This window comes from Oerskovia sp. PE-21s (assembly GCF_056158145.1).
This window is the reverse complement of the sequence record NZ_JBUXJM010000007.1, coordinates 183,205-205,280: the sequence shown is the minus strand read 5'-3', so window position 1 is coordinate 205,280 and position 22,076 is coordinate 183,205. Positions and strand designations below refer to the sequence as shown.

Sequence of the window (22,076 nt, the reverse complement as noted above, 5' to 3'; positions counted from 1 at the left end):
CCACCCGGCACCCCGGAGCGCGGGGGTCTCAGCCCCGGGTGACGACCCAGCCGTCGCCCGTGCCGCGGGCGACGTGCAGGCTCGCGCCCGGGCTCAGGACGCGGTTCGCGATCGAGAGGTCCTCGGAGCACACGTCGGCCTGGGCGAGCCGCAGGTCCGCGACCTGCGCGACCTCGTCGTCGTTGACGAACACGAGGTAGCCCGTGCCGACGTCGACCGTGCTCGGGAGCTCGCCCTGCACGGGGCCGTCGGCCCCGGCTGCCTCCGCGACCTCGGTCGGATCGTCACCGGGGCACACGATCACGGCCTTCTGCCAGTCGAAGTGGGTCGTGGAGATGAGGTCGAGGTCGCCGTCCGCGCGGCCGGCGGCGGCGATCCCGGCGAGCACGGTGTCGTCGAGGTCCTGCGCGGGCTCGGACCCGCATCCGGTCAGGAGCAGCCCGACGACGGCGCTCACGGTCAGGGGGAGGAAGGGAGCCTTGGGCACGGGTCCAGTATGCGCTGCTCGGCACCGAGGGCGGGGCGTCGTGATAGGACGGTGCAGTGACCACTGACGACGCAGACTCCGTCCCGACCCCCTTCCACGACCTCGACCGGTACGTCGCGATCCCCCGCACGGGCGGCCTCGTGATGTCGCCCGACGGGCGGCGCCTCGTGACGAGCGTGTCGACGCTCGACGCCAAGCGCACGGCCTACGTCTCGGCGCTGTGGGAGGTCGACCCGACGGGTCAGTCGCCCGCCCGCCGCCTGACGCGCAGCACCAAGGGAGAGTCGGGCGCCGCCTTCACGGCCGAGGGGGACCTGCTCTTCACCTCCGCCCGGCCCGACAGCGACGCCTCGGCATCGACCGAGGGCGACCCCACGTCGGCCCTGTGGCTCCTGCCCGCGACGGGTGGCGAGGCGCGCGTCGTCGCCTCGGCCCCCGCCGGGGTGTCGGCCCCGCTCGTCGCGCGCAGCGCGCCCGTCCTCTCGCTCGCGGCCGACGTCCTGCCGAGCGCGCGCGACCTCGCGCACGACGCCGAGCTGCGCACGGCCCGCAAGGACAAGAAGGTCGCCGCGATCCTCCACACGGGCTACCCCGTGCGGTACTGGGACCACGACCTGGGCCCGTCCGAGCCGCACCGCTTCGTCGCCGGCCTCTCGCACCTGACCGACGAGCCGGCCCGTCCGCTCCCGGCGGACGACAGCACCGCCGAGGACACCGCCCCCGACCTCCCCGCAGGACGCGTCGAGCTGCGCGACGTGACCTCCGCCGTCGGGCCCGCGCTGCGCGAGCACTCCGCGGACCTGTCCGCGGACGGGACCACGCTCGTGACGACCTGGACCGTCGCCGGACCGGGCGCGTCCCAGCGCTCGATCCTCGTCGCGATCGACACCTCGACCGGGGAGCGCCGCACGCTCGTCGACGAGCCCGGCGCCGAGGCGTCCTCGCCCGTGATCTCGCCCGACGGTGCGTGGGTCGTGTTCGTGCGCGAGACCCTCTCGACCCCGCAGGACGCGCCCGAGCAGGGCCTCGCCGTCGTGCCGCTGCGCCCGGGCGACGGCTCGGACGGCGACCCCGACGACGGTGGCGCGAACCACGGCCTGCGCTCCCTCGCGGCGAGCTGGGACCGCTGGCCCACGTCGGCCGCGTGGCTGCCGGACGGCTCGGGCCTCCTCGTGACGGCCGACGACGACGGGCGCGGCCCGGTCTTCCACGTCGCGTTCACGCCCGACGGGTCGGGGGCCGACGGCACCGTGTCACGCCTCACCTCGGACGACGCGACGTTCACCGACGTCCGCGTCGCCCCCGACGCCTCGGCCGCGTACGCCCAGCGCACGAGCTACCTCGAGCCCTCGCACCCCGTGCGGATCGAGCTCGCGGACTTCCTCGCGGCCCCCGCCGGCGAGCGCACGCCCGTCGCGGCGACCGCGCTGCGCGGGCCCGTGGAGAGCCCGGACCTGCCCGGCACGCTCACCGAGATCGAGACCGCGGCGTCGGACGACGTGCGCGTCCGGGGCTGGCTGGCCCTGCCGCACGGCGCGAGCGCCGAGAACCCCGCGCCGCTGCTGCTGTGGATCCACGGCGGGCCGCTCGGCTCGTGGAACGCGTGGAGCTGGCGCTGGAACCCGTGGATCCTCGTGGCCCAGGGCTACGCGGTCCTGCTGCCGGACCCCGCGCTGTCGACGGGGTACGGGCAGGACTTCGTGCAGCGCGGCTGGGGGTCGTGGGGTGCGGCGCCCTACACGGACCTGCTCGCGATCACCGACGCGGCCGAGGAGCTGCCCGAGGTCGACGAGACCCGCACCGCCGCGATGGGCGGCTCGTTCGGCGGGTACATGGCGAACTGGGTCGCGGGACACACGGACCGGTTCAAGGCCATCGTGACGCACGCGAGCCTGTGGGCCCTGGACCAGTTCGGTCCCACGACCGACGCGTCGTACTACTGGCAGCGGGAGATGACGCCCGAGATGGCGGCCGAGCACTCCCCGCACCGCTACGTCGGGGACATCGTGACGCCCATGCTCGTGATCCACGGCGACAAGGACTACCGCGTCCCGATCGGCGAGGGCCTGCGCCTCTGGTACGAGCTGCTGTCGGCGTCGGGGCTCCCCGCGGCCGCGGACGGGAGCACCGACCACCGGTTCCTGTACTTCCCCGACGAGAACCACTGGGTGCTCCAGCCGCAGCACTCGATCGTCTGGTACCAGGTGGTGCAGGCGTTCCTGGCCGAGCGCGTGCTCGGCCAGGCCCCGGGCGAGGGTACGGCCCGGCTCCCGTCGACGCTGGGCTGACCGGGTACCCGCGGCCGCGCGAGGTAGGACGTGCTGGGGCGAGGCAGGGCGCGTCGCGCCCTGCCTCGCGCGGCACGTCCTCCCTCGGCGGGGCGCCGGCCGTCTGCGACCCGACCTCGCGGTCAGTGCGACAGGCGCCGGTGCGGCGGGAGGCGCCGGTCGTGCGCGGCACGGACCAGCTCGACGACCATGAACACGATGATGGACGCGACGAGCACGATGCCGAAGAGCAGGAACCAGTTCGCGGGGCCCGACCCCGTGGGCACGTAGACCGCGGCGTCGACGCTGGCGGCGAGCGTGAGACCGGACATGACGTTCCTCCCTGAGCGGGGAGCTCCGGGGCGGAACCCCTCCCTTCCAGGATGCACCCGTTCGGCGGTGCTGCACCCGGTGAGACGGCTCGGCCCCGGAACGGCTCGGGACTACGCCCTCGCCGCCCGGACGATCTCGGACGCGAGGTCGGCGGGCCGCGAGAACATGGGCCAGTGCCCGGTCGGGAGGTCGACGTACGTGACGTCGAGCTCGCCGAGCTCGGTGTGCAGGGGCGGCCCGGGGTGCGCCATCTGCTTCAGCACCTCCGAGGGCAGGCTCGTGCAGATCGCGGTCGCCGGGACGTCGAGCCGCCCCGGGTCGCTCACGTGCACCCGGCCGCCGGCGACGCCGCCCGGGTGGGGGACGGCCCGTGCGCGGAACCGGGCGAGCCCGGCCTCGTCGATCCCGTCGAGGCTCGACCCCGCGGCCGCGAGCTCGTCCCACGAGGGCAGGGGGACCTCGACCGTCCCCGCGGGCAGGTCCGGGGAGAGCGACGCGCCGTCGACCAGCGGCCCCGTGTCGACGTGGACCGTGCGACGGATGCGCGCGGGGTCGCGGTCGACGACCTCGTGGATCACGGGCCCCCCGCCGCTGTGCCCCACGAGCACGACGTCCCCGTCGAGGGGCGCGATCACGTCGCGCACGGCCTGGACGTGGTCCTCGCGGGTGAGGTGGCTGCGGTCGGTCGCGACGTCGTCGAGCCCGGGGAGCGTCACGGCGTGCGGTACGAGGCCCGCGGCCTCGAGGTGGGGGACGACGTCGTCCCACGCCCACGCCCCGAGCCAGAAGCCCGGGACGAGGACGACGTGGACCTGCTGGTCTTCGCTGTGCTGTGTGGTGGTCATGCCCCCAGCCTGCCGGGGCGCTGGTGACACCTGTCTGTCACCATTGTTCGAGGGGTTCCGGGCGAGATGCGTCCGCGGCCCGGACCCGACGGAGGCGGCACGTGAACAAGACCGAGCGGCTCTACGCCGTGGCAGAGGAGCTGCGCCGCGCAGGGCTCGGCGGGACCACGGGACCCCGGCTCGCACGCCTGCTCGAGGTGAGCGAGCGCACGATCAAGCGCGACGTCTCGGCGCTCCAGCAGGCCGGACTGCCGATCTGGGCGCAGGCCGGGCCGGGCGGGGGCTACGTGCTCGACCCGTCCGCGTCCCTGCCACCCGTCAACTTCACGCCGCAGCAGGCGGTCGCGGTCGCGGTCGCGCTCGCCGCCCTCCCGCCCGGCAGCCCGTTCGCGGTGGACGCCGCGGCCGCACAGGGCAAGGTCTGGGACGCGCTCGGTCCGCAGGCGCGCGAGCGGGCAGCGGCCCTCGCGGCGAGGGTGTGGATCGACCGGGGTGCCGGGGCGCGGCCTGCCCCGGACAGGACGATCCCCCCGCCCGGCGGCGCGACGACCGACGGCGACGGCACGACGGGCGGACCCGTGCCGCGCGCCCGGGTGCACCTGCAGGTCCTGCGTGCGGTCGAGCAGGCCCTCGCGCGGTCGCTCGTGCTCGCGATCCGGTACCGCGACGCGCGCGGCCACGAGTCGGCCCGCCGGGTCGAGCCCGTGATCCTGGCGCACAGGGAGGACGCGTGGTACCTCGTCGCCTGGTGCCGGTCCCGGGACGCCGTCCGCTGGTTCCGCCTGGACCGTGTCGAGCGCGCGGACCTCACGGGCGAGACGTACGTGCCGCGGCCGGTCGCGGAGGTGGGGACCCCGCCGTCGGGCGCGGCGCCCGTCGCCTGAACGGTCGAGGGTTTCGCGTTCCGGGAGTCCGCGCGATGATGGCCACCTGCCGACCCCGAGGAGACCTGCCGTGAGCACCGACCGCACCCGCGCCTTCTTCGACGCCCAGGCGCCCGACCTCACGGTCCTCGACACGGGCGAGGACACCGCGACGGTCCAGATGGCCGCGGCGACGCTCGGGGTCGAGCCGGGGCAGATCGCGAAGACGCTCGCGCTGCGCGACGGCGAGCGCAGCTTCCTGCTCGTGACGCGGGGCGACGCACGGGTCGACAACGCGAAGTTCAAGGCGACGTTCGGGACCAAGCCGCGCATGCTCGACGCCGAGAGTGCGACCGCTCTGACGGGGCAGCCGATCGGCGGGGTGGGGCCGTTCGGGCACAGCGGGCCCGTGACGGTGTACTGCGACGTGTCGTTGCAGGGCTTCGAGACGGTCTACCCGGCGGCGGGCAGCCCGACGAGCGCGTTCGCGATCACGCCCGGACGGCTCGCGGAGCTCGCCGGGGCGCAGTGGGTCGACGTCAGCCGGTAGACGGCGGAGGTCAGAGGACCTTGTCGCCCAGGAGCCGGTTCACGGTGTAGATGTCGACGCCGCGCCCGAACTCGAGCGTGACCCTGCCCAGCCCCGAAAACCACAGGACGAGCTCGGAGTCGAGGTCGATCGTCCCGGCGGTCTCGACGGAGTACGCCTGGATCTTGCTGTACGGCAGCGTCGTGAAGTCCTTCTTCCTGCCCGTCATGCCCTGGACGTTGAGCGCGAGGATGCGCTTGCTCGTGAACGTCACGGAGTCACGGATGCCCTTGAAGGCCAGGTAGACCTGCTCGTCGGCGTGCAGGATCTGCTGGAGGTCCTTCTGGGCGCTCGTCAGGTCCCAGGGGCTGAGCTTGACGAACGAGGCGTTGTCGAAGTCGATCACGCGGTCATGCTGCCATGGCCAGGGAGCTGGTCATGACGGACGACACGGCCGAGGCCTCGAGCCAGCGGCGCACGAGGCGGGCGTCCGCGGCCCGGCGCACCGGGCTGCGCAGGTTGAGGTGCGCGTAGGCCCGGTGCTCGACGAGGGCGGCACGGTCGTGGTCGAGGGCCCAGAGGATGGCGCAACGGAGCTCGTCGGTCGAGGGCCGGAACGCGTGGTCGAGGTGCATGATCACTCTCAAGGTGAGGGCCGCGGGTCTCGCGGCGGAGAAACTGTGTACACCTCTCAAGAGGGGCGAACCCGGACTTCATGACGCGACTTCACGGAAGAAGTTTTCCTGACAGTCTGTTTTGTGAAGCGAACGGCCTCAGCGACACGGTGACGCTCGTCACGTGCGTGTCGGTGGACCGTGCCACTCTCGACGCATGGACAGGGACGAGGCACGGGAGATCAAGAGCCAGCTCGCGGACTTCGCGCGCGATCTCGCCGCGGGCACGGACGCGACGGCGAGCGCGGCGCAGCCGGCCGGTGACGGAGAGCAGGAAGCACCCGACGGCCGGGACGCGCGGGTTCCCACGCTCGCGCTCGGGCTGGCGCCGCGCGAGGGCGGCGGGTACGGCATCGCGGTCCGCTACCGCCTGGGGGTCCCGGCCGTGCGCAGCATCGCCCGACGCGTCGCGTCCGAGGCGGGCCCGGTCGTGGACGTCCGTCGGACGGGGCGGATCCGCGCGCTCTCCCGGTCGACGGGCACCGGCCCGCGTCCGCCGGTCGTGACCGCCTTGGCGGCGGGGGAGACCGGCCGGGTGCGGCCGTTGCGCCCCGGGGTCTCGATCGCGCACGTCGACGTCACGGCGGGCACGCTCGGCGCGTTCGTCCTCGTCGGGGACACGTTGCACGCCCTGTCCAACTACCACGTGCTCGCGGGCTCGCCGCGCGCGCAGGTCGGGGACGCCGTCGTGCAGCCCGGGCCCGCCGACGGCGGACGCGCCCCCGCCGACCAGGTCGGCACGCTCGCCGCGACCGTGCCCCTCGCGCGCGGGCGGACCGCGACGGTCGACGCCGCGATCGCCCTGCTGGACGACCCCGACGTCGACCTCGACTACCCCGTGGGCCTCATCACGACCACGGCCGTCGCGCTCGGCGGCGAGACGGTCGGCAAGATCGGCCGGACGACCGCCGTCACCGCGGGGCGTGTCACCGCGATCGAGCTCGACGACGTCGTGGTCGGCTACGGCGAGGACCTCGGCGCCTTGCGCTTCGACGACCAGATCGAGGTCGAGTCGACCGGTACCGGACCGTTCTCGCGCGGCGGCGACTCGGGGTCGCTCGTGTACCGCGCGGACGGCGTCGCGCTCGGGCTGCTCTTTGCCGGGTCGGAGACCGGGGGAGAGAATGGGACCGGGCTGACGTACGTCAACCCGATCGACACCGTCCTCGCCGCGCTCGACGCCCGGCTCGCGCGCTGAGCCCGCCTCGCCCCGCGGCGGACGGTCGGAGGGTGGTACCGGTGGCGAGCATCGAGCAGGCCCGGGTGGCCAAGGCCGCGCTCAAGCAGGCCCTCGCGGGCCAGGACGGCGTGACGGGGATCGGCCTGAGGCACGAGGGGGCGGGCGCGGCCGGTCGCACGGGTGACGCGGGCCCACAGGCCGAGGCCGCCGACACCTGGTGCCTCCAGGTCAACGTCGTCGACGCCGCCGCGACGGGCGACGTACCGCAGGAGGTCGACGGCGTCGCGGTCGTCGTGCGCGTCACGGGGCGGATCGACCGATCGGGCTAGGGCTCGTACTGCTCGCACGGGGGTAGCAGCTGCCGACAGGGCGAGGTCGAGTGCTGCCCGGTGTGCGAGCAGAATGGTCCGGTGACCTCCACGACCCCCCACGCCCGCCTGCCCCGCGTCCGCGCCTCCGAGCTCGTCGGCCGGGGGTGGCTCAACACCGGCGGCCGCGACGTCTCGCTCGCGGACCTGCGCGGGGGGGTCGTCGTGCTCGACTTCTGGACGTTCTGCTGCGTCAACTGCCTGCACGTCCTCGACGAGCTGCGCGAGCTCGAGGAGGCGCGCCGCGACGACCTCGTCATCATCGGCGTCCACTCGCCGAAGTTCGAGCACGAGGCAGACCCGGTCGCGCTCGCCGCCGCGGTCGAGCGCTACGAGGTGCGCCATCCCGTCCTCGACGACCCCGAGCTCGTCACCTGGTCCGCGTACACCGCGCGGGCCTGGCCGACGCTCGTCGTGATCGACCCCGAGGGCTACGTCGTCGCGCAGATGGCGGGCGAGGGGCACGCGTCGGCGCTCGCCGCGCTCGTCGACGAGCTCGTGACCGAGCACCGCGCCAAGGGCACGCTGCGGTCCCTCGCCGCCGGGAGCGACGACGTGTACGTGCCTCCCGCCCCGACGTCGGGCACGCTGCGCTTCCCCGCCAAGGCGATCGCGCTCCCGGGAGGCAACCTTCTGGTCGCGGACGCCGGGCACCACTCGCTCGCCGAGCTCGGGCCCGACGGCGAGACGCTCGTCCGGCGCATCGGCTCGGGCGAGCGCGGGCTCGTCGACGGCGGGCCGGACGTCGCGCGGTTCAGCGAGCCCAACGGGCTGTGCCTGGTCCCGACCGAGCTGCGTGCGCACCTCGGCTACGACGTCCTGGTCGCGGACACGGTCAACCACGCGCTGCGCGGGGTCCGCCTCGCGGACGGCCGGGTGACGACGGTCGCGGGGAACGGCCAGCAGTACATGGTGGGGGCGGTTGACAACGTGCTCGCGGCCGCTGACGGTGGTGCGCCGGTCGGTGGGACGCTCGCCGAGGTCGACGGTCCGTTCGGGTCGCGACTCACGGTCCTCGTCGGCGCGAACACGCCGGAGCAGCCCAGGCCCGCGGGCCTGCCCGCGACGATCGAGAACGCGGGCGGCGCGGTGCTGCAGAAGCTGTCCTCGCCCTGGGACGTGGCCTGGGTCGAGCAGATGGGGGCCTTCCTCGTCGCGATGGCGGGCAACCACTCGCTGTGGGCCTTCGACGGCGAGCAGGGATCGATCGACCTCGTCGGCGGCACCATGAACGAAGGTCTGCTCGACGGGCCGCTCGTCGACGCCTGGTTCGCGCAGCCGTCCGGGCTGGCCGTCGGCCCGGACCGGCGCGTGTGGGTCGCGGACTCGGAGACGTCGGCGCTGCGCGTGGTGACCCCGGTCGCCGGGACGACGCAGGGAGAGGTGAGCACCGCCGTCGGGCAGGGGCTGTTCGACTTCGGGCACCGCGACGGGGCCGCCGACCAGGCGCTGCTCCAGCACCCCCTCGGGGTCGCGACGCTGCCCGACGGCAGCGTGGTCGTCGCCGACACCTACAACGGGGCGATCCGTCGCTACGTCCCGCCCGCCTCGCCGGACGTGTCAGAACGAGCGAGCACCCCGGGCCTCGTTGGTTCTGACGCGAGCGTCGGCCAGGTGACGACCCTGGCGACGGGCCTCGCGGAGCCGAGCGACGTCGTCGTGCTCGTGGACGGGGAGCCGTGGGCCCCCGGTGAGGCCACCGAGGCGGGGGCGCGCGTCGACCTGCTCGTCGTGGAGTCCGCCGCGCACCGCGTCACGCGCGTCGCGCTCCCGGCGACGCTCGCGGGAGAGGTGCTCGACGGCGGCGCGCACCGCACGCAGCGACCCGTCACCGACGTCGTGGCCGGGGAGCTGCGGCTCGACGTGCCGTTCTCGCCCGCACCCGGGCAGAAGCTCGACGACCGGTACGGGCCCTCGACGCGCCTGACCGTGAGCGCGACGCCGCCCGAGCTGCTGCTCGACGGCGCCGGGACGGGGACCGACCTCGTCCGAGCCCTCGTCGTGAACCCTGCGGTGGGCGAGGGCGTGCTGCACGTGACCGCCCAGGCCGCGTCGTGCGACGTCGTGCCGCTGCTCGACGACGGGACGCCCGACCCCGACGTGTTCCCTGCCTGCCACCTCGCGCAGCAGGACTGGGGCGTGCCGGTGCGGGTCGTGGACGGTTCCCCGGACGATCGGGTGCTGACGCTCCCGCTCCGGGGGTGAGCCCGCGCCGTCGGACAGGCTGAGATCGGACGGGGACACGCCCGGGGCCGGGCTTCGGCGACGAAGCCCGGCCCCGGGGATGAGTACGTCAGAAGCAGCCCGGCGTCCACTTGTGGCTCAGGATGTGACCCGCGGTGCTGAAGGTCTTGGACTGGCCGCTGTTGACGGCATAGGTCGAGTTGAACGGGCCGCCACCCCCGGCGTTGACCCAGGTGACCACGAGAAGACGGCAGCTCGAGGCCGTGTTCGTGTACGTCTTGGTCTCGGCGGCGTTGGCGGCGGTGGGTGCTGCCAGCATGAGTGCGGCGGTCGTGGCGATGACGGCGATGGCCTTCTTGAACTTCATCGTTCTCCTTGAAGGGTCGTGATGCACGAGGCATCGTGACACCATGCTCGCCCCCTGTGGACGTGGCGTCGATCACAGAGCCTGGCATATGGAAGGACCGCGCACCATTTATAGGCGCGCGACCGCACGACCGCCGGTCCAGCGCCACGGGCGCGGACATGCCAGAACGAGCGTGACCTCGAGGTCACGCTCGTTCTGACGCCAGCATCACTCCCAGATCAGGAGCTCTTCGCCGCGCGCGACCCAGGTCCCGACCGGGGCCAGCGGGGTCACGGCGTCGGGCTTGCCCTCGAGCGCGACGACGGGGCAGACGGCCGAGCGGCCACCCTCCTCGATCGCGGCAGGGTCCCAGGTGACCAGCGTCGTGCCCTGGTGGACCACGTCACCCTGGGCGACGTGCAGCGTGAAGCCCTCGCCCGCGAGCTGGACCGTGTTGATGCCCAGGTGCACGAGCACGGCCTGGCCGCTGTCGTGCTTGATGACGAACGCGTGCGGGTGGACCTTGACGACCGTCCCGCTGACCGGGGCCGACACGAGGCCGCCCTCGGCGGGGTCGGGGGCGATCGCGGTACCCGGACCGACGAGTCCCGCGGAGAACACCGGGTCGTCGACGTCCGACAGGGCGACGACGGTCCCGGTGACCGGGGAGAGGACGGTCAGGGGCGCTGCGGTCAACGGAGGTCCTCGATGTCCGAGGCGAGGTTGTCGGCCTCGGGGCCGACGATCACCTGGATCGCGTTGCCCGTCCGGACGACCGCGATGGCCCCGGCGCCCGTGAGGGTCTTCTCGTCGACCAGGCTCGGGTCCTCGACCTCCACGCGCAGACGCGTGATGCAGGGTTCGAGGTCGAGGATGTTCGCATCCCCGCCGAGGCCCTTGAGGATCTGCTCTGCCTTGCTCATGTCGTGCTCCTTCGTGTGCTGGTGCGGACGTACGTCGAGGTGCCCGCGGACAGCGGGCACGGGGTCACATGAGGTCTGCGAGGTCCGAGGCGATCGTGTCGACCTGGGGGCCGACGACGACCTGGACCACTCGTCCCGTCGTCATGACCCCGAAGGCGCCGGCGGCGCGCAGGGCGGCCACGTCGACGAGGCTGGGGTCCTTGACGAGCGACCGCAGTCGGGTGGTGCAGGGGTCGATCTCCTCGATGTTGCTCACCCCGCCGAGGCCGGCGAGTATCGCGGCGGCCCGTGCTGCATCGGCTGCAGTCATCGTTGCATCCTCTCTGGTGCGTGGGTCGTGGGTACGGCGTCGGTCGCGCCGGTCGTGGGGGTCATGCGGTCTCGGCCGTGCCGGACCCGGAGGTGGGCTCGGCCTCGAGCTCCGGTGCGGGGGCGGGCCGGGGGACGATCGTGGGCCGCGCCTCGCGGAGCGGGACGACGACCGAGTACCGGTCGCCCCGGTAGCACATCTGGGAGTACATGCAGGCGCCGTCGTCCGAGTAGGTCTTGCGGTGCGCGCGCAGGACGGCCCGGACGCTCGTCATGGCGAGGATCGTCTGCTCGGCCGCGCTGGCCTCGGCCGCCATGATCGTGTCCTCGCCCCACGTCGGGGAGTGGCCGCGCTCGCGCAGCGCGCCGTACAGGCTGTCGGGGACACCGTTGTCGAGCAGGTCGGGGGCGAGCGTCACAGGCACCCACGCGCGCTCGACGGCCATGGGCGTGCCGTCCGCGAAGCGCAGGCGCTCGACGTAGTGCACGCGGTCCTCGGGAGCGATGCCGAGGGCCTCGGCGACGACCCGGCCCGCGGCGAGGGTGTCGCTGTCGATGACCTGGGTGCTGGGCACCAGACCGAGACGTCGTGCTTCCTCGCCGAACGTCGTCAGGCGCATCTCGAAGTCGGTGTGCTGCGGGGCGACGAACGTGCCGCGGCCCTGCTCGCGCTGGAGGACGCCGTCGGCCACGAGGGACTCGAGGGCCTGGCGGACCGTCATGCGGGAGACGCCGAACTTCTCGGTGAGCACGCGCTCGGAGGGGACGGCGTCGCCGATGGTCAGCTCGTTCGCGATCAGGTCGCTCAGGTAGGCGCGCACGATCTGGTGCTTGTGCCCGCCTTTAGGTGCTCTGGCCTGCGTCGTCGCTGCCACGTGTTCCTCGCTCTCGGTCGCTCCGGGTTTGCCGGGGCTTGACACATCATGATGTCTAGACCACTCTGTCCGCAAGTGGTCCAGACAACTATCCCACCACAGACGGTGGCGATGGCTCGGGTTACAGCAACGACGCGCTCCACAGTCCGGGCCGGCGTCGTGATCAAGGCAGTTCCCAGTTCAAGCGGTGCGGTCCGACGGCCTCGGATGCACCCGATCAACGAGGAGTGAACATGACGTCCGTGGCCGAAACACCCAAGGTGAAGAAGGGGATTCCCGGCTTCGCCCAGCTGCAGAGGGTCGGTCGATCCCTCATGCTGCCCATCGCCTCCCTGCCCGCCGCAGCACTGCTGCTGCGTCTCGGGCAGGCCGACATGCTCGGCGCCGACGGTGCCGCGGGCACCTTCCCCTGGCTGCAGCCCGTGGCCGACGTGTTCGCGTCCGCCGGTAACGCGCTGTTCGCGAACCTCGCACTGCTCTTCGCGGTCGGTGTCGCGGTCGGTTACGCCAAGAAGGCCGACGGCTCGACCGGCCTGGCCGCCGTCATCGGCTACCTGGTGTTCAAGGGTGTGAGCGACGCGCTCTCGCCGTACGTGCTGGGCAAGCCGGACACCCCGGCCGAGTGGCTGGCGGGCGCCAACCCCGACGCCATCACCGCGGCGCAGGACGGGAACTTCCTCGACCTGGTCACGGCCGCCATCACGGGCGGTCCCGAGCAGAAGCTCATCAACTACGGCGTCCTCGGCGGCATCGTCATCGGTCTGACCGCCGCGATCATGTTCCAGAAGTACAGCCGCATCAAGCTGCCGCCCTACCTGGCCTTCTTCGGCGGTCGCCGCTTCGTGCCGATCGTCACCGCGGGTGCCGCAGTCATCATCGCCGTGATCGGCGCGCTCATCTACCCCTGGTTCGACGCGGGCTTCACGGCCGTCGGCGACTGGGTCACGGGCTCCACGGTCCTCGGTGCGTTCGTCTACGGCACGGCCAACCGCCTGCTCGTCCCGATCGGCCTGCACCACCTGCTCAACTCGCTGCCCTGGTTCCAGTTCGGCAGCTACACCGACGCGAGCGGCGCGGTCTGGCACGGCGACATCGCGCGCTTCCTGCACGGCGACCCGACGGCCGGCACCTTCATGACCGGCTTCTTCCCGATCTTCATGTTCGCCCTCCCGGCGGCCGCGCTCGCGATCATCCACACGTCGAAGCCCAAGAACCGCAAGCTCATCGGCGGCATCATGGGCTCGGCCGCGCTCGTCGCGTTCGTCACCGGCGTGACCGAGCCCCTCGAGTTCGCGTTCGTCTACGTCGCCTACCCGCTGTACGCGATCCACGCCGTCCTCACGGGCACCTCGCTCGCCCTCGTCAACGCCCTGGGGATCAAGTCCGGCTTCGGGTTCTCGGCCGGTGCGATCGACTACATCCTGAACTTCCGCATCGCGACGATGCCCCTGTGGATCATCGTGATCGGCCTCGGGTACGCGGTGATCTACTACTTCCTGTTCCGGTGGGTCATCACCAAGTGGAACCTGCGCACGCCGGGCCGCGAGGACGACGACTCGGCCGTGGGCGCCGACCCGACCGCCGACCCGGTCCTGGTCGCCGAGGAGAAGAAGGCGGCCGAGGCCGACCTGTCTCCCGCGGAGCTCGATGCCCGAGGCTCCGGGGCGAAGGCCGACGGCGGAGGCGGCAGGTGACCTCCGTCCTCGACGGTGTGGGCGTCAGCCCCGGGCGGGGGGCCGGTGTCGTCGTGACGATGCCGGCCCCCGTGCCCGAGCCCGCCGCGGCGACTCTCGGGCCGGACGCGGACGTCGAGGCGGCGGTCGCCGCGATCGACGACGCGGTCCGCAGCGTCCAGGCGGACCTCGCGGCACGCGCCGCGAGGGCGACCGGCACCGCCGTCGAGGTCCTCACGGTCACTGCCGCCATGGCCGCCGACACCACGCTGTCCAAGGAGTCCGCCCGCAAGGTCCGCGACGAGCGGACCGTCCCCGAGAGGGCCGTGTGGGAGGCGGCCGGTGACCTCGCGGCCCGCCTCGAGTCGCTCGGCGGCATGATGGCCGAGCGCGCGCACGACGTCCGTGACGTGCGCGAGCGCATCGTCGCGGCCCTCACGGGCCGCCGGGCGCCGGGTGTCCCGGACCTCGACCACCCGTTCGTGCTCGTCGCGACCGACCTCGCGCCCGCCGACACCGCGACCCTCGACCCCGCGCGGGTCCTCGCGATCGTCACGAACGGAGGAGGCCCCACGTCGCACACCGCGATCCTGGCCCGCTCGCTCGGGATCCCGGCGGTCGTCGCGGCGCCTCGAGCCACCGAGCTCGCGGACGGCGAGACCGTGCTGGTCGACGGCTCGCAGGGCACGGTCGAGCGCGACCCGTCGCCCGAGGACGTCGCCCGTGTGCTCGACCGCCCGCGCGGTCCGCGTGCGTTCGACGGCCAGGGCAGGACGGCCGACGGCGTGCGGGTCCAGCTCCTCGCCAACGTCGCGGACCCGGCCGGGGCCGAGGCCGCGGTGGCCGCAGGGGCGGAAGGGGTCGGTCTGTTCCGGACCGAGTTCTGCTTCCTGGGACGCACCGAGGAGCCCGGTGTCGACGAGCAGGTCGCGGCGTACCGGGCCGTGCTGAGCGCGTTCGGGGGCCGCAAGGTCGTCGTCCGCACGCTCGACGCGGGCGCCGACAAGCCCCTGCCGTTCGTCACGGCCGACGACGAGCCCAACCCCGCGCTCGGCGTCCGTGGGCTGCGCACCGCGGTGCGCCACCCCGAGGTCCTGGCGCGCCAGCTCGACGCGATCGCCCAGGCCGCTGCCGCCGAGGAGGCCGACGTGTGGGTCATGGCCCCCATGGTCGCGACCCCGGACGAGGCCCAGGAGTTCGCGGCAGCCTGCCGTGAGCGGGGTCTGGCGACCGCGGGCGTCATGATCGAGGTCCCCGCCGCGGCCATCCAGTCGCGCTGGGTCCTGGAGCGGGTCGACTTCGCGAGCATCGGCACGAACGACCTGACCCAGTACACGATGGCCGCGGACCGGGAGACGGCGGACCTCGCTGCGCTCTCGACGCCGTGGCAGCCCGCGGTGCTCTCTCTCGTCGGTGCCGCGTGCGCGGGCGGGGCCGAGCACGGCCGCCCGGTCGGGGTCTGCGGGGAGGCCGCGGCAGACCCGGCGCTGGCGCCGGTCCTCGTGGGCCTCGGGGTCACGTCGTTGTCGATGACGCCGCGCGCGCTCGGCGACGTCGCGGCCGTCCTCGCGGCGACGACCTCCGAGCAGTGCGCGGCGCTCGCGAAGATCGCGGTGGCCTCGCCGACCGCGTCGGCCGCTCGCGACGCGGTCCGTGCGCAGCTGCCCGTGCTGGAGGAGCTGGGGCTGTAGCCCTGCGGCGGTGCTGCCTCACCGTCCGCCACGCAGCACTCAGCCCGTGCCACCTCGGACGAGGGGCCACGGGCTGAGTGCTGTCGTGCGTGGGCCCGGCGACGGCGCCGGGACGAGAAGGTCAGACCGTCTCGCGCCCGAGGAACTCGGCGAGGGCGTCGAGGGCCGCCTCGGCCTCCGCGCCGTCGGTCTCGGTCGCGAGCACGACCTGGTCGCCTGCTGCCGCGCCGAGCGTCATGACGCCGAGGATGCTCGCGGCGTCGACGGTCTCGGCGCCTTCCTTGGTGAGGGTCACGGCGACGGGCTGCTTGCCCGCCTCGGCCACGAAGAGCGCCGCGGGGCGTGCGTGGAGTCCCTCGGCGATGGCGACGGTGACGGTTCGTTCCATGACGTGCTCCTCCTGGAAGTGGTATAGACCAGTCCACTGTAGCGGAGGTGGACGACGGCGGCGGCCGGAGCCCGGCCCGACCCGCCCGCTCAGGCCGAGTCCTGCTCCAGGTACGCCACGAGCGACTCGAGGGCGGCGAGCGCGCGCGCGTCGTCGGTCTCGGTCGAGAGGACGACGTCGTCGCCCGGGCCGAAGCCTGGACGCGTCGTACCGACGGTCGAGGACGAGACGGCGTCGGGACGGTCCATGCGCACTCCAGTGCTCCGGGAGGTTCGGTCGAGCAGCATCCTGCCAGAGTTCGAGCGGCGCCCAGGACGCCCTGTGAACACCGCTCACCCGCTGGGTCTAGGGTGTCGGACATGCGTGAAGCGACGACGCCCGACGCCCAGCCGCCCGCCCAGGGCGAGGCCAGAGGGGGTGAAGCAGGCAGGGGAGAGGAGCCCCGGATCAAGGTCACGCTGTCCAGCGCCAGCGTCTACCCGCGCAAGGCGCCGTTCGCCTTCGAGGCCGCAGCCCACCTGGGCTACGACGGCATGGAGGTCATGGTCTGGTCGGACACGACCACGCAGGACGCGAAGGCGCTCGGCAAGCTCTCGGCCGACGTCGGCATCCCCATCCGCAGCGTCCACGCCCCGACGCTCCTCGTGAGCCAGCGCGTGTGGGGACGGTTGCCCGGACCCAAGCTCGAGCAGACCGTGGACCTGGCGCTCGAGCTCGGGGCGCAGACCGTCGTCGTGCACCCGCCGTTCCGCTGGCAGGGCCTGTACGCGCGCGGCTTCGCCGACCACGTGCGCGAGCTCAACGCCGCCACGGGTGTCACGGTCGCGGTCGAGAACATGTACCCGTGGCGTGGGCGCAAGCGAGAGGTCCAGGCCTACCTGCCCGGCTGGGACCCGACCGACCACCCCTACGACGCCGTGACGCTCGACCTCTCGCACGCCGCCGTCGCGCGCCAGAACAGCCTCGACCTGCTCGACGTGTTCGGTGATCGGCTGGCCCACGTCCACCTCGCCGACGGCACCGACTCCATGAAGGACGAGCACATGGTCCCCGGGCGTGGCACCCAGCCGTGCGACAAGGTGCTCGGCGAGCTCGTGCGCCGCGGCTGGGAGGGGGACGTCGTCGTCGAGATCGCGACACGGCGCGCCCGCACTGCCGCAGAACGCTACGAGGACCTCGCGGCGTCGCTCGCGTTCGCGCGCACCTACCTCCAGCCCGAGCCGCACGCCGACTACCAGCCGCCGCCCGGCCACGAGCACCGGCACCTCGACGCCTGGTAGGACCGACGTGCCGAGCACGGGGTCGAGGTCGTCCTGTCGCCGATCCCGACCTCAACCCCGTGCTCGACCGCTCACCCGCCAACGGGCTCGACCGCTAGCCCGCAGGGGTCGGCCCGGCGAGGGCCGCCTTGGCGTCCTTCGCAGCCGTGCTCTGCGCGAACGCGGCCACCAGGATCACGACGCCCGTGACGACCAGGTACAGGCCCAGCAGCACCGTGATGGTCTGCAGCCCGGTCACGGGGCTCACGAGCACCAGGACGCCGAACACGACCCACAGCGCGGCCGTCGCGAGCTCCCAGTCCCAGCCGGGCTCGCGCGTGCGGCGAGCGCGCAGCGCCCCGACCAGGCCGATCACCCCCGCGACGAGCGCCCAGACGCCGACGAGCCGCAGCACGAGCGTCACGCTCGCCGACGGCCAGAACGCGAGGACGAGACCCACGACGATGCTCAGGCCGCCCACGACCCAGCGCCACACCGCGCCCTCGCCGTCCTTGCGCTGCCGCCTGGCCTCGACCAGGAAGAGGATCCCCTGGAGGACGGCCATCGCCGCGACGAGCCACGTGAGCCACTGGATGCCGCGGTCCGGCGCGACGAACAGCACGACGCCGATCACGAGGAACAGGGCTCCGCGCAGGTAGGCCAGGCCCCACAGGCGTCGGGCGATCTTGGTGGTGCGTCCGGTGAGCGTCTCGTCCTGCTCGGTCATGGGATCCACCGTCCTCGCGCGGCCGGCCCCGCAGCGGGTCCGTGGGGCGTCGCAGACCTCGTCCTCGGAACGTAGCGCGCGGGTGCGGCGGGCGCGCGGCGGACCCGTCGAAAGCTTGCCTCGCCGAGCCTGAGGTTCCCTGCGGTCGAGAACGGGGTAGAGGTCGCTACGGACGCCAGGACGACCTCAACCTCGTTCTCGGCACCCGGGTCAGGCCCGGTCGATCGTCATCTCGACGCCGTCGAGCAGCCGGTCGAGCGACGCGTCGAACGGGTCGCTCGGCGCGTGGAACCCGCCCGCCTCCCAGATGCGCGTCATGACGGGGTAGCGCTCGACGTCGAACCAGTCGGCCCAGAAGCTGCTCATCGACGTCCAGTATTCGTCGCTGCTCATGCCGCTCGCGTCGTTCTCGACGGACTCGGCCACGGCGGCGCGCGCGAGCCCGCGCACGAACGCGTCGACCAGGCCCAGGATCTCGACGACGCGCTCCGCGGACAGGCCGGTGTCGACGAGCGTCCGCAGCCCGGCCTCCTGGGCGTCGAGCACGTGCGGCGCGAGGGGCAGGCGCCACATGTTGGTCTGGAGGATCCAGGGGTGGCGCTGGTACAGGTGCCAGACCTCGCGCGCGTACCGCGACAGCCCCTCGCGCCAGGGAGCGTCGGCCGCGGGGAGGTCGAGCTCGGCGAACGCCCGGTCGATCATGAGGTCGACGAGCTCGGTGCGCCCGGGGACGTACGTGTAGAGGGACATCGCGCCCATGCCCAGGCGGGCGGCGACGCGGCGCATCGAGAGGGCGTCGAGGCCGACCTCCTGCGCGACGGCGATCCCGGCGGTCACGACCTCGTCGAGCGTCAGGCGCGCCTTGCGGCCGCGGGTCGGCGGAGCGGGCGGGTCCCACAGGAGTGCGAGGCGCCGGGTCACGTCGGCGGGTCGGGGGACCTGGTCGGTGGGGTCCGGGGCGGTGTCGTCCTCGGGCGCGTCGCCCTCGGGGGTGCCGAGCGAGACGTCGAGCGGCGCGTCCGCCGATGAGTCCTGGGTCCGCGCGGAGTCCACCCCGTCGGAGGGGACCGGGGCGACGGTGTTGCTGGCCATGGTGCCTGATCCTCCCACTTTCGCGTTGTGCCGGGGGCCCTTCAATTCCCGTACACCGTATGCTAGCGTGAAAACCTATTCCAGTACACCGTACGCGAGAGGCGTGAGCCATGATCCACACCGAAGGGCTGACCAAGACCTTCCATCGCAAGAAGGAGGTGGTCGAGGCGGTCAAGGGCATCGACGTCGACGTCCGTGAGGGCGAGCTCGTCGCGTTCCTCGGCCCCAACGGCGCCGGCAAGTCCACGACGCTGCGCATGCTCACGAGCCTCCTCGAACCCACGTCGGGCCGGGCCGAGGTCGCGGGCTTCGACATCCGCACCCAGCCCGCCGAGGTCAGGTCGCGCATCGGGTACATCGGCCAGGGCAACGGGGGAGGGTTCTCCTACCGCGTCGCCGACGAGCTCCACAACCAGGGCCGCTTCTACGGCCTGGCGGCCTCGGAGTACCAGCGCCGGGCCGCGGACCTCCTCGAGGCGCTCGAGCTCGACGGCCTCGGCAAGCGCACGGTCCAGAGCCTGTCGGGCGGTCAGCGCCGCCGCCTCGACGTCGCGCTCGGCCTCATGAACCACCCGCCGCTGCTGTTCCTCGACGAGCCCACCACGGGCCTCGACCCGCACAGCCGCGCGAACCTGTGGGATCACATCGGCGTCCTGCGCGAGCGGTACGGCATGACGATCGTCCTCACCACGCACTACCTCGACGAGGCCGACTCCATGGCCGAGCGCGTCGTCGTCATCGACCACGGCACGATCGTCGCCGACGCCCCGCCCGCCGCGCTCAAGCGCGACCACGCCGACGACGTCGTGACGCTCGTCGTCGCCGGCACGCCCGGCTCCCAGGGCGAGGTGCCCGACGACGTCACGCGCGTCCGCGCAGCCCTCGCCCCGGTCGTGGGCGGGGCGGGCGACGGTGCCGAACGTACCGAGGACGGGAAGCTGCACGCGACCGTCGGTGCCGGGGGAGACGTCACGGTGACCCTGTCCACGACCCACGGCGCGGACCGCCTGCCCGAGGCGATCGAGTCCCTGCGGGTCGCAGGGCTCTCGGTCCGCTCGGCGGGGCTCAAGCAGGCGAGCCTCGACGACGTGTTCCTCAACCTGACCGGTCGGAGCCTGCGCGAGGAGGCGGCGTGATGGACGAGCAGACGAACCCCGGGCAGAGCAGCCTGACGCACCCCGGGCTCGACACCCGGACCGCACCACAGGCCACGGCGAGGCAGGGTACCGACCGGCGCTCCGACGTCGGGCGCTCGGGGGCCGCGAAGTTCCTCGGCGACACCTGGGCAGTCTTCACGCGCGAGATCCTCCTGGTCCTGCGCGACCCCTTCACCCTGATCTTCTCGCTGCTCCAGCCGCTGATCTTCCTGGGGCTGTTCGGGCCGCTTCTGACCGGCGCCGTGGGCGGCGGCATGGGCGGACCCGGCGGGTCCACGGCCGCGACCCTCCAGTGGTTCGTGCCCGGCGTGATCGTCATGATCTCCCTGTTCGGGACCTCCATGACGGGCTCCAACCTGCTCTACGAGATGATGACCGGCTCCTACGAGCGCGTCCTCGCGACCCCGCTCGACCGGTCCGCGATCCTCGTGGGCCGCGCGCTCAAGGAGTTCGCGCCGCTCGTGGTCCAGGGCCTGCTCATCGCGCTCGTGTGCATCCCGTTCGGGTTCACGTTCTACCCGCTGCACGCGCTCGCGGGGCTCGCCCTCCTGGGGCTGTTCGGGGTCGGCGTCGGGGCCCTGTCCTGCGCGCTCGCGCTCGCCGCGAAGAACCGCGAGTGGCTGTTCTGGGGCGTCCAGCAGTCGCTCCTGTTCCCGCTGCTCATCCTGTCCGGCATGATGCTCCCGCTCGAGGCCGGACCGTCGTGGATGCAGACCGCCGCGAAGTTCAACCCGCTGACCTACATGGTCGACGCCGAGCGTGAGCTGTTCGGCGGGACGTTCGCGAGCACCACGGTCCTGTGGGGCGTCGTCGCCGCCGCGGTCACCTGCGCCGTCGGCCTGTGGGTCGGCATCCGTCGGACCAGGAAGTCGGTGTGAGCGCCGTGGGCAGGGTCACGTTCGACGTCGGGCTGTCCCTCGACGGGTTCGTCGCGGGACCGCACCAGTCCCTCGAGAACCCGCTCGGCGAGGGCGGTGAGCAGCTCCACCGGTGGATGTTCGAGGAACCCGAGGCCAACACCGCCGCGCTCGAGTCCATCGCGGCCCCCACCGCGTTCGTCATGGGACGCAACATGTTCGCCCCCGGGCGGGGCCCGTGGGACGAGTCGTGGCGGGGCTGGTGGGGCGACGAGCCGCCGTACCACGCACCCGTGTTCGTGCTCACGCACCACCCGCGCGACCCCCTCGTCATGGAGGGCGGGACCACGTTCTTCTTCGTGACCGACGGGATCGAGTCCGCGCTGTCGCAGGCGATCGCCGCGTCGCGCGACGGGCACGTCGGGATCGCGGGCGGCGCCTCAACCATGCGGGCGTACCTCGCCGCGGGGCTCGTCGACGAGTTCGGGCTGCACGTCGCCCCTGTGCTCCTGGGGGCGGGCGAGCGGTTGCTCGAGGGCCTGGGCGGCCTGCGCGTCGAGCCCGGGCCGGTGAGCAGCAACCACCTCGTCACGCACCTGTCGTACCGCGTGGTGCGGGGGCTCGTCGGGGAGTGACGCGTGCTTGACTGACGCGATGACCACCGCGACGCCGCGCACCCCGCCCGAGCCCGCGCCGTCGGGCCTGACGCTGCCCGCGCTCACCGAGCGCGTCGAGGGCGTGTCCGCGCTCTACGCCCACAAGTTCGGGATCGAGCGCGACCCCGACTGGTTCGTGCTCAAGCTCGCCGAGGAGATGGGCGAGCTCACGCAGGCGTACCTCACGGCCACGGGTCGCACGCGTCCGCGCGTCGCGTCGCAGGGCGAGGTGCCCGACGACGGACGGGCAGCGCTCGCGGCCGAGGTCGCCGACGTCCTCGCGCACCTGCTGCTGCTCGCGCGGGCCCAGGGGGTCGACGTCGAGCGGGCCGTGCGGGAGAAGTGGCTCGTGTGGGAGCCGGAGGTCGGTACGGTCGAGGAGCCGAGATAGAG

27 protein-coding genes are annotated in these 22,076 nt (G+C 73.2%); 13 read left to right on the top strand and 14 right to left on the bottom strand.

Annotated elements, in window-relative coordinates; all coding sequences use genetic code 11:
• Positions 1–28: 28 nt before the first annotated feature.
• Positions 29–487, bottom strand: a complete 459-nt coding sequence (locus ACZDYF_RS14840) for a hypothetical protein (RefSeq protein ID WP_191790205.1) — start codon at positions 485–487, stop codon at positions 29–31.
• 56 nt (positions 488–543) lie between these two features.
• On the opposite strand from ACZDYF_RS14840, the gene ACZDYF_RS14835 reads away from it, so the two are divergent.
• Positions 544–2,775 (top strand): S9 family peptidase, encoded by a 2,232-nt coding sequence (locus ACZDYF_RS14835; RefSeq protein ID WP_475058599.1) that lies wholly within the window; start codon positions 544–546, stop codon positions 2,773–2,775.
• Between the two features lie 122 nt (positions 2,776–2,897).
• Here ACZDYF_RS14835 and ACZDYF_RS14830 read toward each other — a convergent pair whose 3' ends face one another.
• Together ACZDYF_RS14830 and ACZDYF_RS14825 are read right to left on the bottom strand one after the other, a co-directional pair.
• Positions 2,898–3,086, bottom strand: coding sequence for a hypothetical protein (locus tag ACZDYF_RS14830; RefSeq protein ID WP_191790206.1), 189 nt, complete (start codon positions 3,084–3,086; stop codon positions 2,898–2,900).
• A gap of 111 nt (positions 3,087–3,197) precedes the next feature.
• Positions 3,198–3,932, bottom strand: coding sequence for an alpha/beta fold hydrolase (locus tag ACZDYF_RS14825; protein ID WP_475058596.1), 735 nt, complete (start codon positions 3,930–3,932; stop codon positions 3,198–3,200).
• 101 nt (positions 3,933–4,033) lie between these two features.
• On the opposite strand from ACZDYF_RS14825, the gene ACZDYF_RS14820 reads away from it, so the two are divergent.
• Positions 4,034–4,816 (top strand): helix-turn-helix transcriptional regulator, encoded by a 783-nt coding sequence (locus ACZDYF_RS14820; RefSeq protein WP_475058588.1) that lies wholly within the window; start codon positions 4,034–4,036, stop codon positions 4,814–4,816.
• 70 nt (positions 4,817–4,886) lie between these two features.
• Entirely contained in the window at positions 4,887–5,345 is a 459-nt protein-coding gene (locus ACZDYF_RS14815; RefSeq protein ID WP_191790209.1) for a YbaK/EbsC family protein, read from the top strand.
• A 10-nt stretch (positions 5,346–5,355) separates the two neighbouring features.
• Here ACZDYF_RS14815 and ACZDYF_RS14810 read toward each other — a convergent pair whose 3' ends face one another.
• Together ACZDYF_RS14810 and ACZDYF_RS14805 are read right to left on the bottom strand one after the other, a co-directional pair.
• Positions 5,356–5,730, bottom strand: a complete 375-nt coding sequence (locus ACZDYF_RS14810; RefSeq protein ID WP_191790210.1) for a PH domain-containing protein — start codon at positions 5,728–5,730, stop codon at positions 5,356–5,358.
• Positions 5,731–5,734: 4 nt separating this feature from the next.
• A complete protein-coding gene (locus ACZDYF_RS14805) occupies positions 5,735–5,959 on the bottom strand; it encodes a hypothetical protein (RefSeq protein ID WP_191790211.1) in 225 nt (74 codons plus the stop codon).
• A gap of 196 nt (positions 5,960–6,155) precedes the next feature.
• Between ACZDYF_RS14805 and ACZDYF_RS14800 the strand changes: the two genes are divergently transcribed.
• The 3 genes from ACZDYF_RS14800 to ACZDYF_RS14790 all read left to right on the top strand — a co-directional run bounded on the left by ACZDYF_RS14800 (position 6,156) and on the right by ACZDYF_RS14790 (position 9,751).
• Entirely contained in the window at positions 6,156–7,196 is a 1,041-nt protein-coding gene (locus ACZDYF_RS14800; protein WP_475058582.1) for a chymotrypsin family serine protease, read from the top strand.
• A 41-nt stretch (positions 7,197–7,237) separates the two neighbouring features.
• Positions 7,238–7,507, top strand: coding sequence for a hypothetical protein (locus tag ACZDYF_RS14795; RefSeq protein ID WP_475058575.1), 270 nt, complete (start codon positions 7,238–7,240; stop codon positions 7,505–7,507).
• An 81-nt stretch (positions 7,508–7,588) separates the two neighbouring features.
• Positions 7,589–9,751 carry an NHL domain-containing thioredoxin family protein gene (locus ACZDYF_RS14790; RefSeq protein WP_475058567.1) on the top strand — a complete coding sequence of 721 codons (2,163 nt, stop codon included), beginning with the start codon at positions 7,589–7,591 and terminating at the stop codon, positions 9,749–9,751.
• Positions 9,752–9,839: 88 nt separating this feature from the next.
• Here the strand turns inward: ACZDYF_RS14790 and ACZDYF_RS14785 are convergent, their stop codons facing one another.
• From ACZDYF_RS14785 to ACZDYF_RS14765, 5 genes are all read right to left on the bottom strand, one after another.
• A complete protein-coding gene (locus ACZDYF_RS14785) occupies positions 9,840–10,097 on the bottom strand; it encodes a hypothetical protein (protein WP_191790215.1) in 258 nt (85 codons plus the stop codon).
• Positions 10,098–10,304: 207 nt separating this feature from the next.
• Complete coding sequence (locus ACZDYF_RS14780; RefSeq protein WP_191790216.1) at positions 10,305–10,772, bottom strand: PTS sugar transporter subunit IIA; 468 nt, start codon at positions 10,770–10,772, stop codon at positions 10,305–10,307.
• Positions 10,769–10,999, bottom strand: a complete 231-nt coding sequence (locus ACZDYF_RS14775) for a PTS sugar transporter subunit IIB (protein WP_138822375.1) — start codon at positions 10,997–10,999, stop codon at positions 10,769–10,771. The genes ACZDYF_RS14780 and ACZDYF_RS14775 overlap by 4 nt, the downstream gene beginning before the upstream one ends.
• 64 nt (positions 11,000–11,063) lie before the next feature.
• Positions 11,064–11,309 (bottom strand): PTS sugar transporter subunit IIB, encoded by a 246-nt coding sequence (locus ACZDYF_RS14770; protein ID WP_056644676.1) that lies wholly within the window; start codon positions 11,307–11,309, stop codon positions 11,064–11,066.
• Between the two features lie 61 nt (positions 11,310–11,370).
• On the bottom strand, positions 11,371–12,183 hold the full coding sequence (locus tag ACZDYF_RS14765) for a GntR family transcriptional regulator (protein ID WP_191790217.1): 813 nt from the start codon (positions 12,181–12,183) through the stop codon (positions 11,371–11,373).
• 233 nt (positions 12,184–12,416) lie between these two features.
• Here ACZDYF_RS14765 and ACZDYF_RS14760 point away from each other — a divergent pair, with 233 nt between their 5' ends.
• Together ACZDYF_RS14760 and ptsP are read left to right on the top strand one after the other, a co-directional pair.
• On the top strand, positions 12,417–13,877 hold the full coding sequence (locus tag ACZDYF_RS14760; protein ID WP_475058548.1) for a PTS transporter subunit EIIC: 1,461 nt from the start codon (positions 12,417–12,419) through the stop codon (positions 13,875–13,877).
• Entirely contained in the window at positions 13,874–15,547 is a 1,674-nt protein-coding gene (gene ptsP, locus ACZDYF_RS14755) for a phosphoenolpyruvate--protein phosphotransferase (RefSeq protein ID WP_475058544.1), read from the top strand. The genes ACZDYF_RS14760 and ptsP overlap by 4 nt, the downstream gene beginning before the upstream one ends.
• A 121-nt stretch (positions 15,548–15,668) precedes the next feature.
• Here ptsP and ACZDYF_RS14750 read toward each other — a convergent pair whose 3' ends face one another.
• Entirely contained in the window at positions 15,669–15,935 is a 267-nt protein-coding gene (locus tag ACZDYF_RS14750; RefSeq protein WP_030150259.1) for an HPr family phosphocarrier protein, read from the bottom strand.
• Between the two features lie 89 nt (positions 15,936–16,024).
• Positions 16,025–16,183 (bottom strand): hypothetical protein, encoded by a 159-nt coding sequence (locus ACZDYF_RS14745; protein ID WP_191790220.1) that lies wholly within the window; start codon positions 16,181–16,183, stop codon positions 16,025–16,027.
• 111 nt (positions 16,184–16,294) lie between these two features.
• Between ACZDYF_RS14745 and ACZDYF_RS14740 the strand changes: the two genes are divergently transcribed.
• Entirely contained in the window at positions 16,295–17,215 is a 921-nt protein-coding gene (locus tag ACZDYF_RS14740) for a sugar phosphate isomerase/epimerase family protein (RefSeq protein WP_191790221.1), read from the top strand.
• Between the two features lie 94 nt (positions 17,216–17,309).
• Here ACZDYF_RS14740 and ACZDYF_RS14735 read toward each other — a convergent pair whose 3' ends face one another.
• Both ACZDYF_RS14735 and ACZDYF_RS14730 read right to left on the bottom strand, forming a co-directional pair.
• Complete coding sequence (locus ACZDYF_RS14735; protein ID WP_475058532.1) at positions 17,310–17,921, bottom strand: HdeD family acid-resistance protein; 612 nt, start codon at positions 17,919–17,921, stop codon at positions 17,310–17,312.
• 210 nt (positions 17,922–18,131) lie between these two features.
• Positions 18,132–19,013, bottom strand: a complete 882-nt coding sequence (locus ACZDYF_RS14730) for a TetR/AcrR family transcriptional regulator (protein ID WP_475058525.1) — start codon at positions 19,011–19,013, stop codon at positions 18,132–18,134.
• Between the two features lie 110 nt (positions 19,014–19,123).
• Here ACZDYF_RS14730 and ACZDYF_RS14725 point away from each other — a divergent pair, with 110 nt between their 5' ends.
• Genes ACZDYF_RS14725 through ACZDYF_RS14710 form a run of 4 tightly spaced genes read left to right on the top strand, consistent with a single transcriptional unit; the run spans position 19,124 to position 22,074 of the window.
• Positions 19,124–20,149 (top strand): ABC transporter ATP-binding protein, encoded by a 1,026-nt coding sequence (locus ACZDYF_RS14725; protein ID WP_475058520.1) that lies wholly within the window; start codon positions 19,124–19,126, stop codon positions 20,147–20,149.
• Entirely contained in the window at positions 20,149–21,048 is a 900-nt protein-coding gene (locus tag ACZDYF_RS14720; RefSeq protein WP_475058517.1) for an ABC transporter permease, read from the top strand. Before ACZDYF_RS14725 ends, ACZDYF_RS14720 begins: the two co-directional genes overlap by 1 nt.
• A gap of 5 nt (positions 21,049–21,053) precedes the next feature.
• Positions 21,054–21,662: a dihydrofolate reductase family protein gene (locus tag ACZDYF_RS14715; protein ID WP_475058855.1), complete on the top strand. Its 609-nt coding sequence runs from the start codon at positions 21,054–21,056 to the stop codon at positions 21,660–21,662.
• Between the two features lie 19 nt (positions 21,663–21,681).
• Complete coding sequence (locus ACZDYF_RS14710; RefSeq protein WP_475058514.1) at positions 21,682–22,074, top strand: pyrophosphohydrolase domain-containing protein; 393 nt, start codon at positions 21,682–21,684, stop codon at positions 22,072–22,074.
• Positions 22,075–22,076 lie beyond the last annotated feature (2 nt).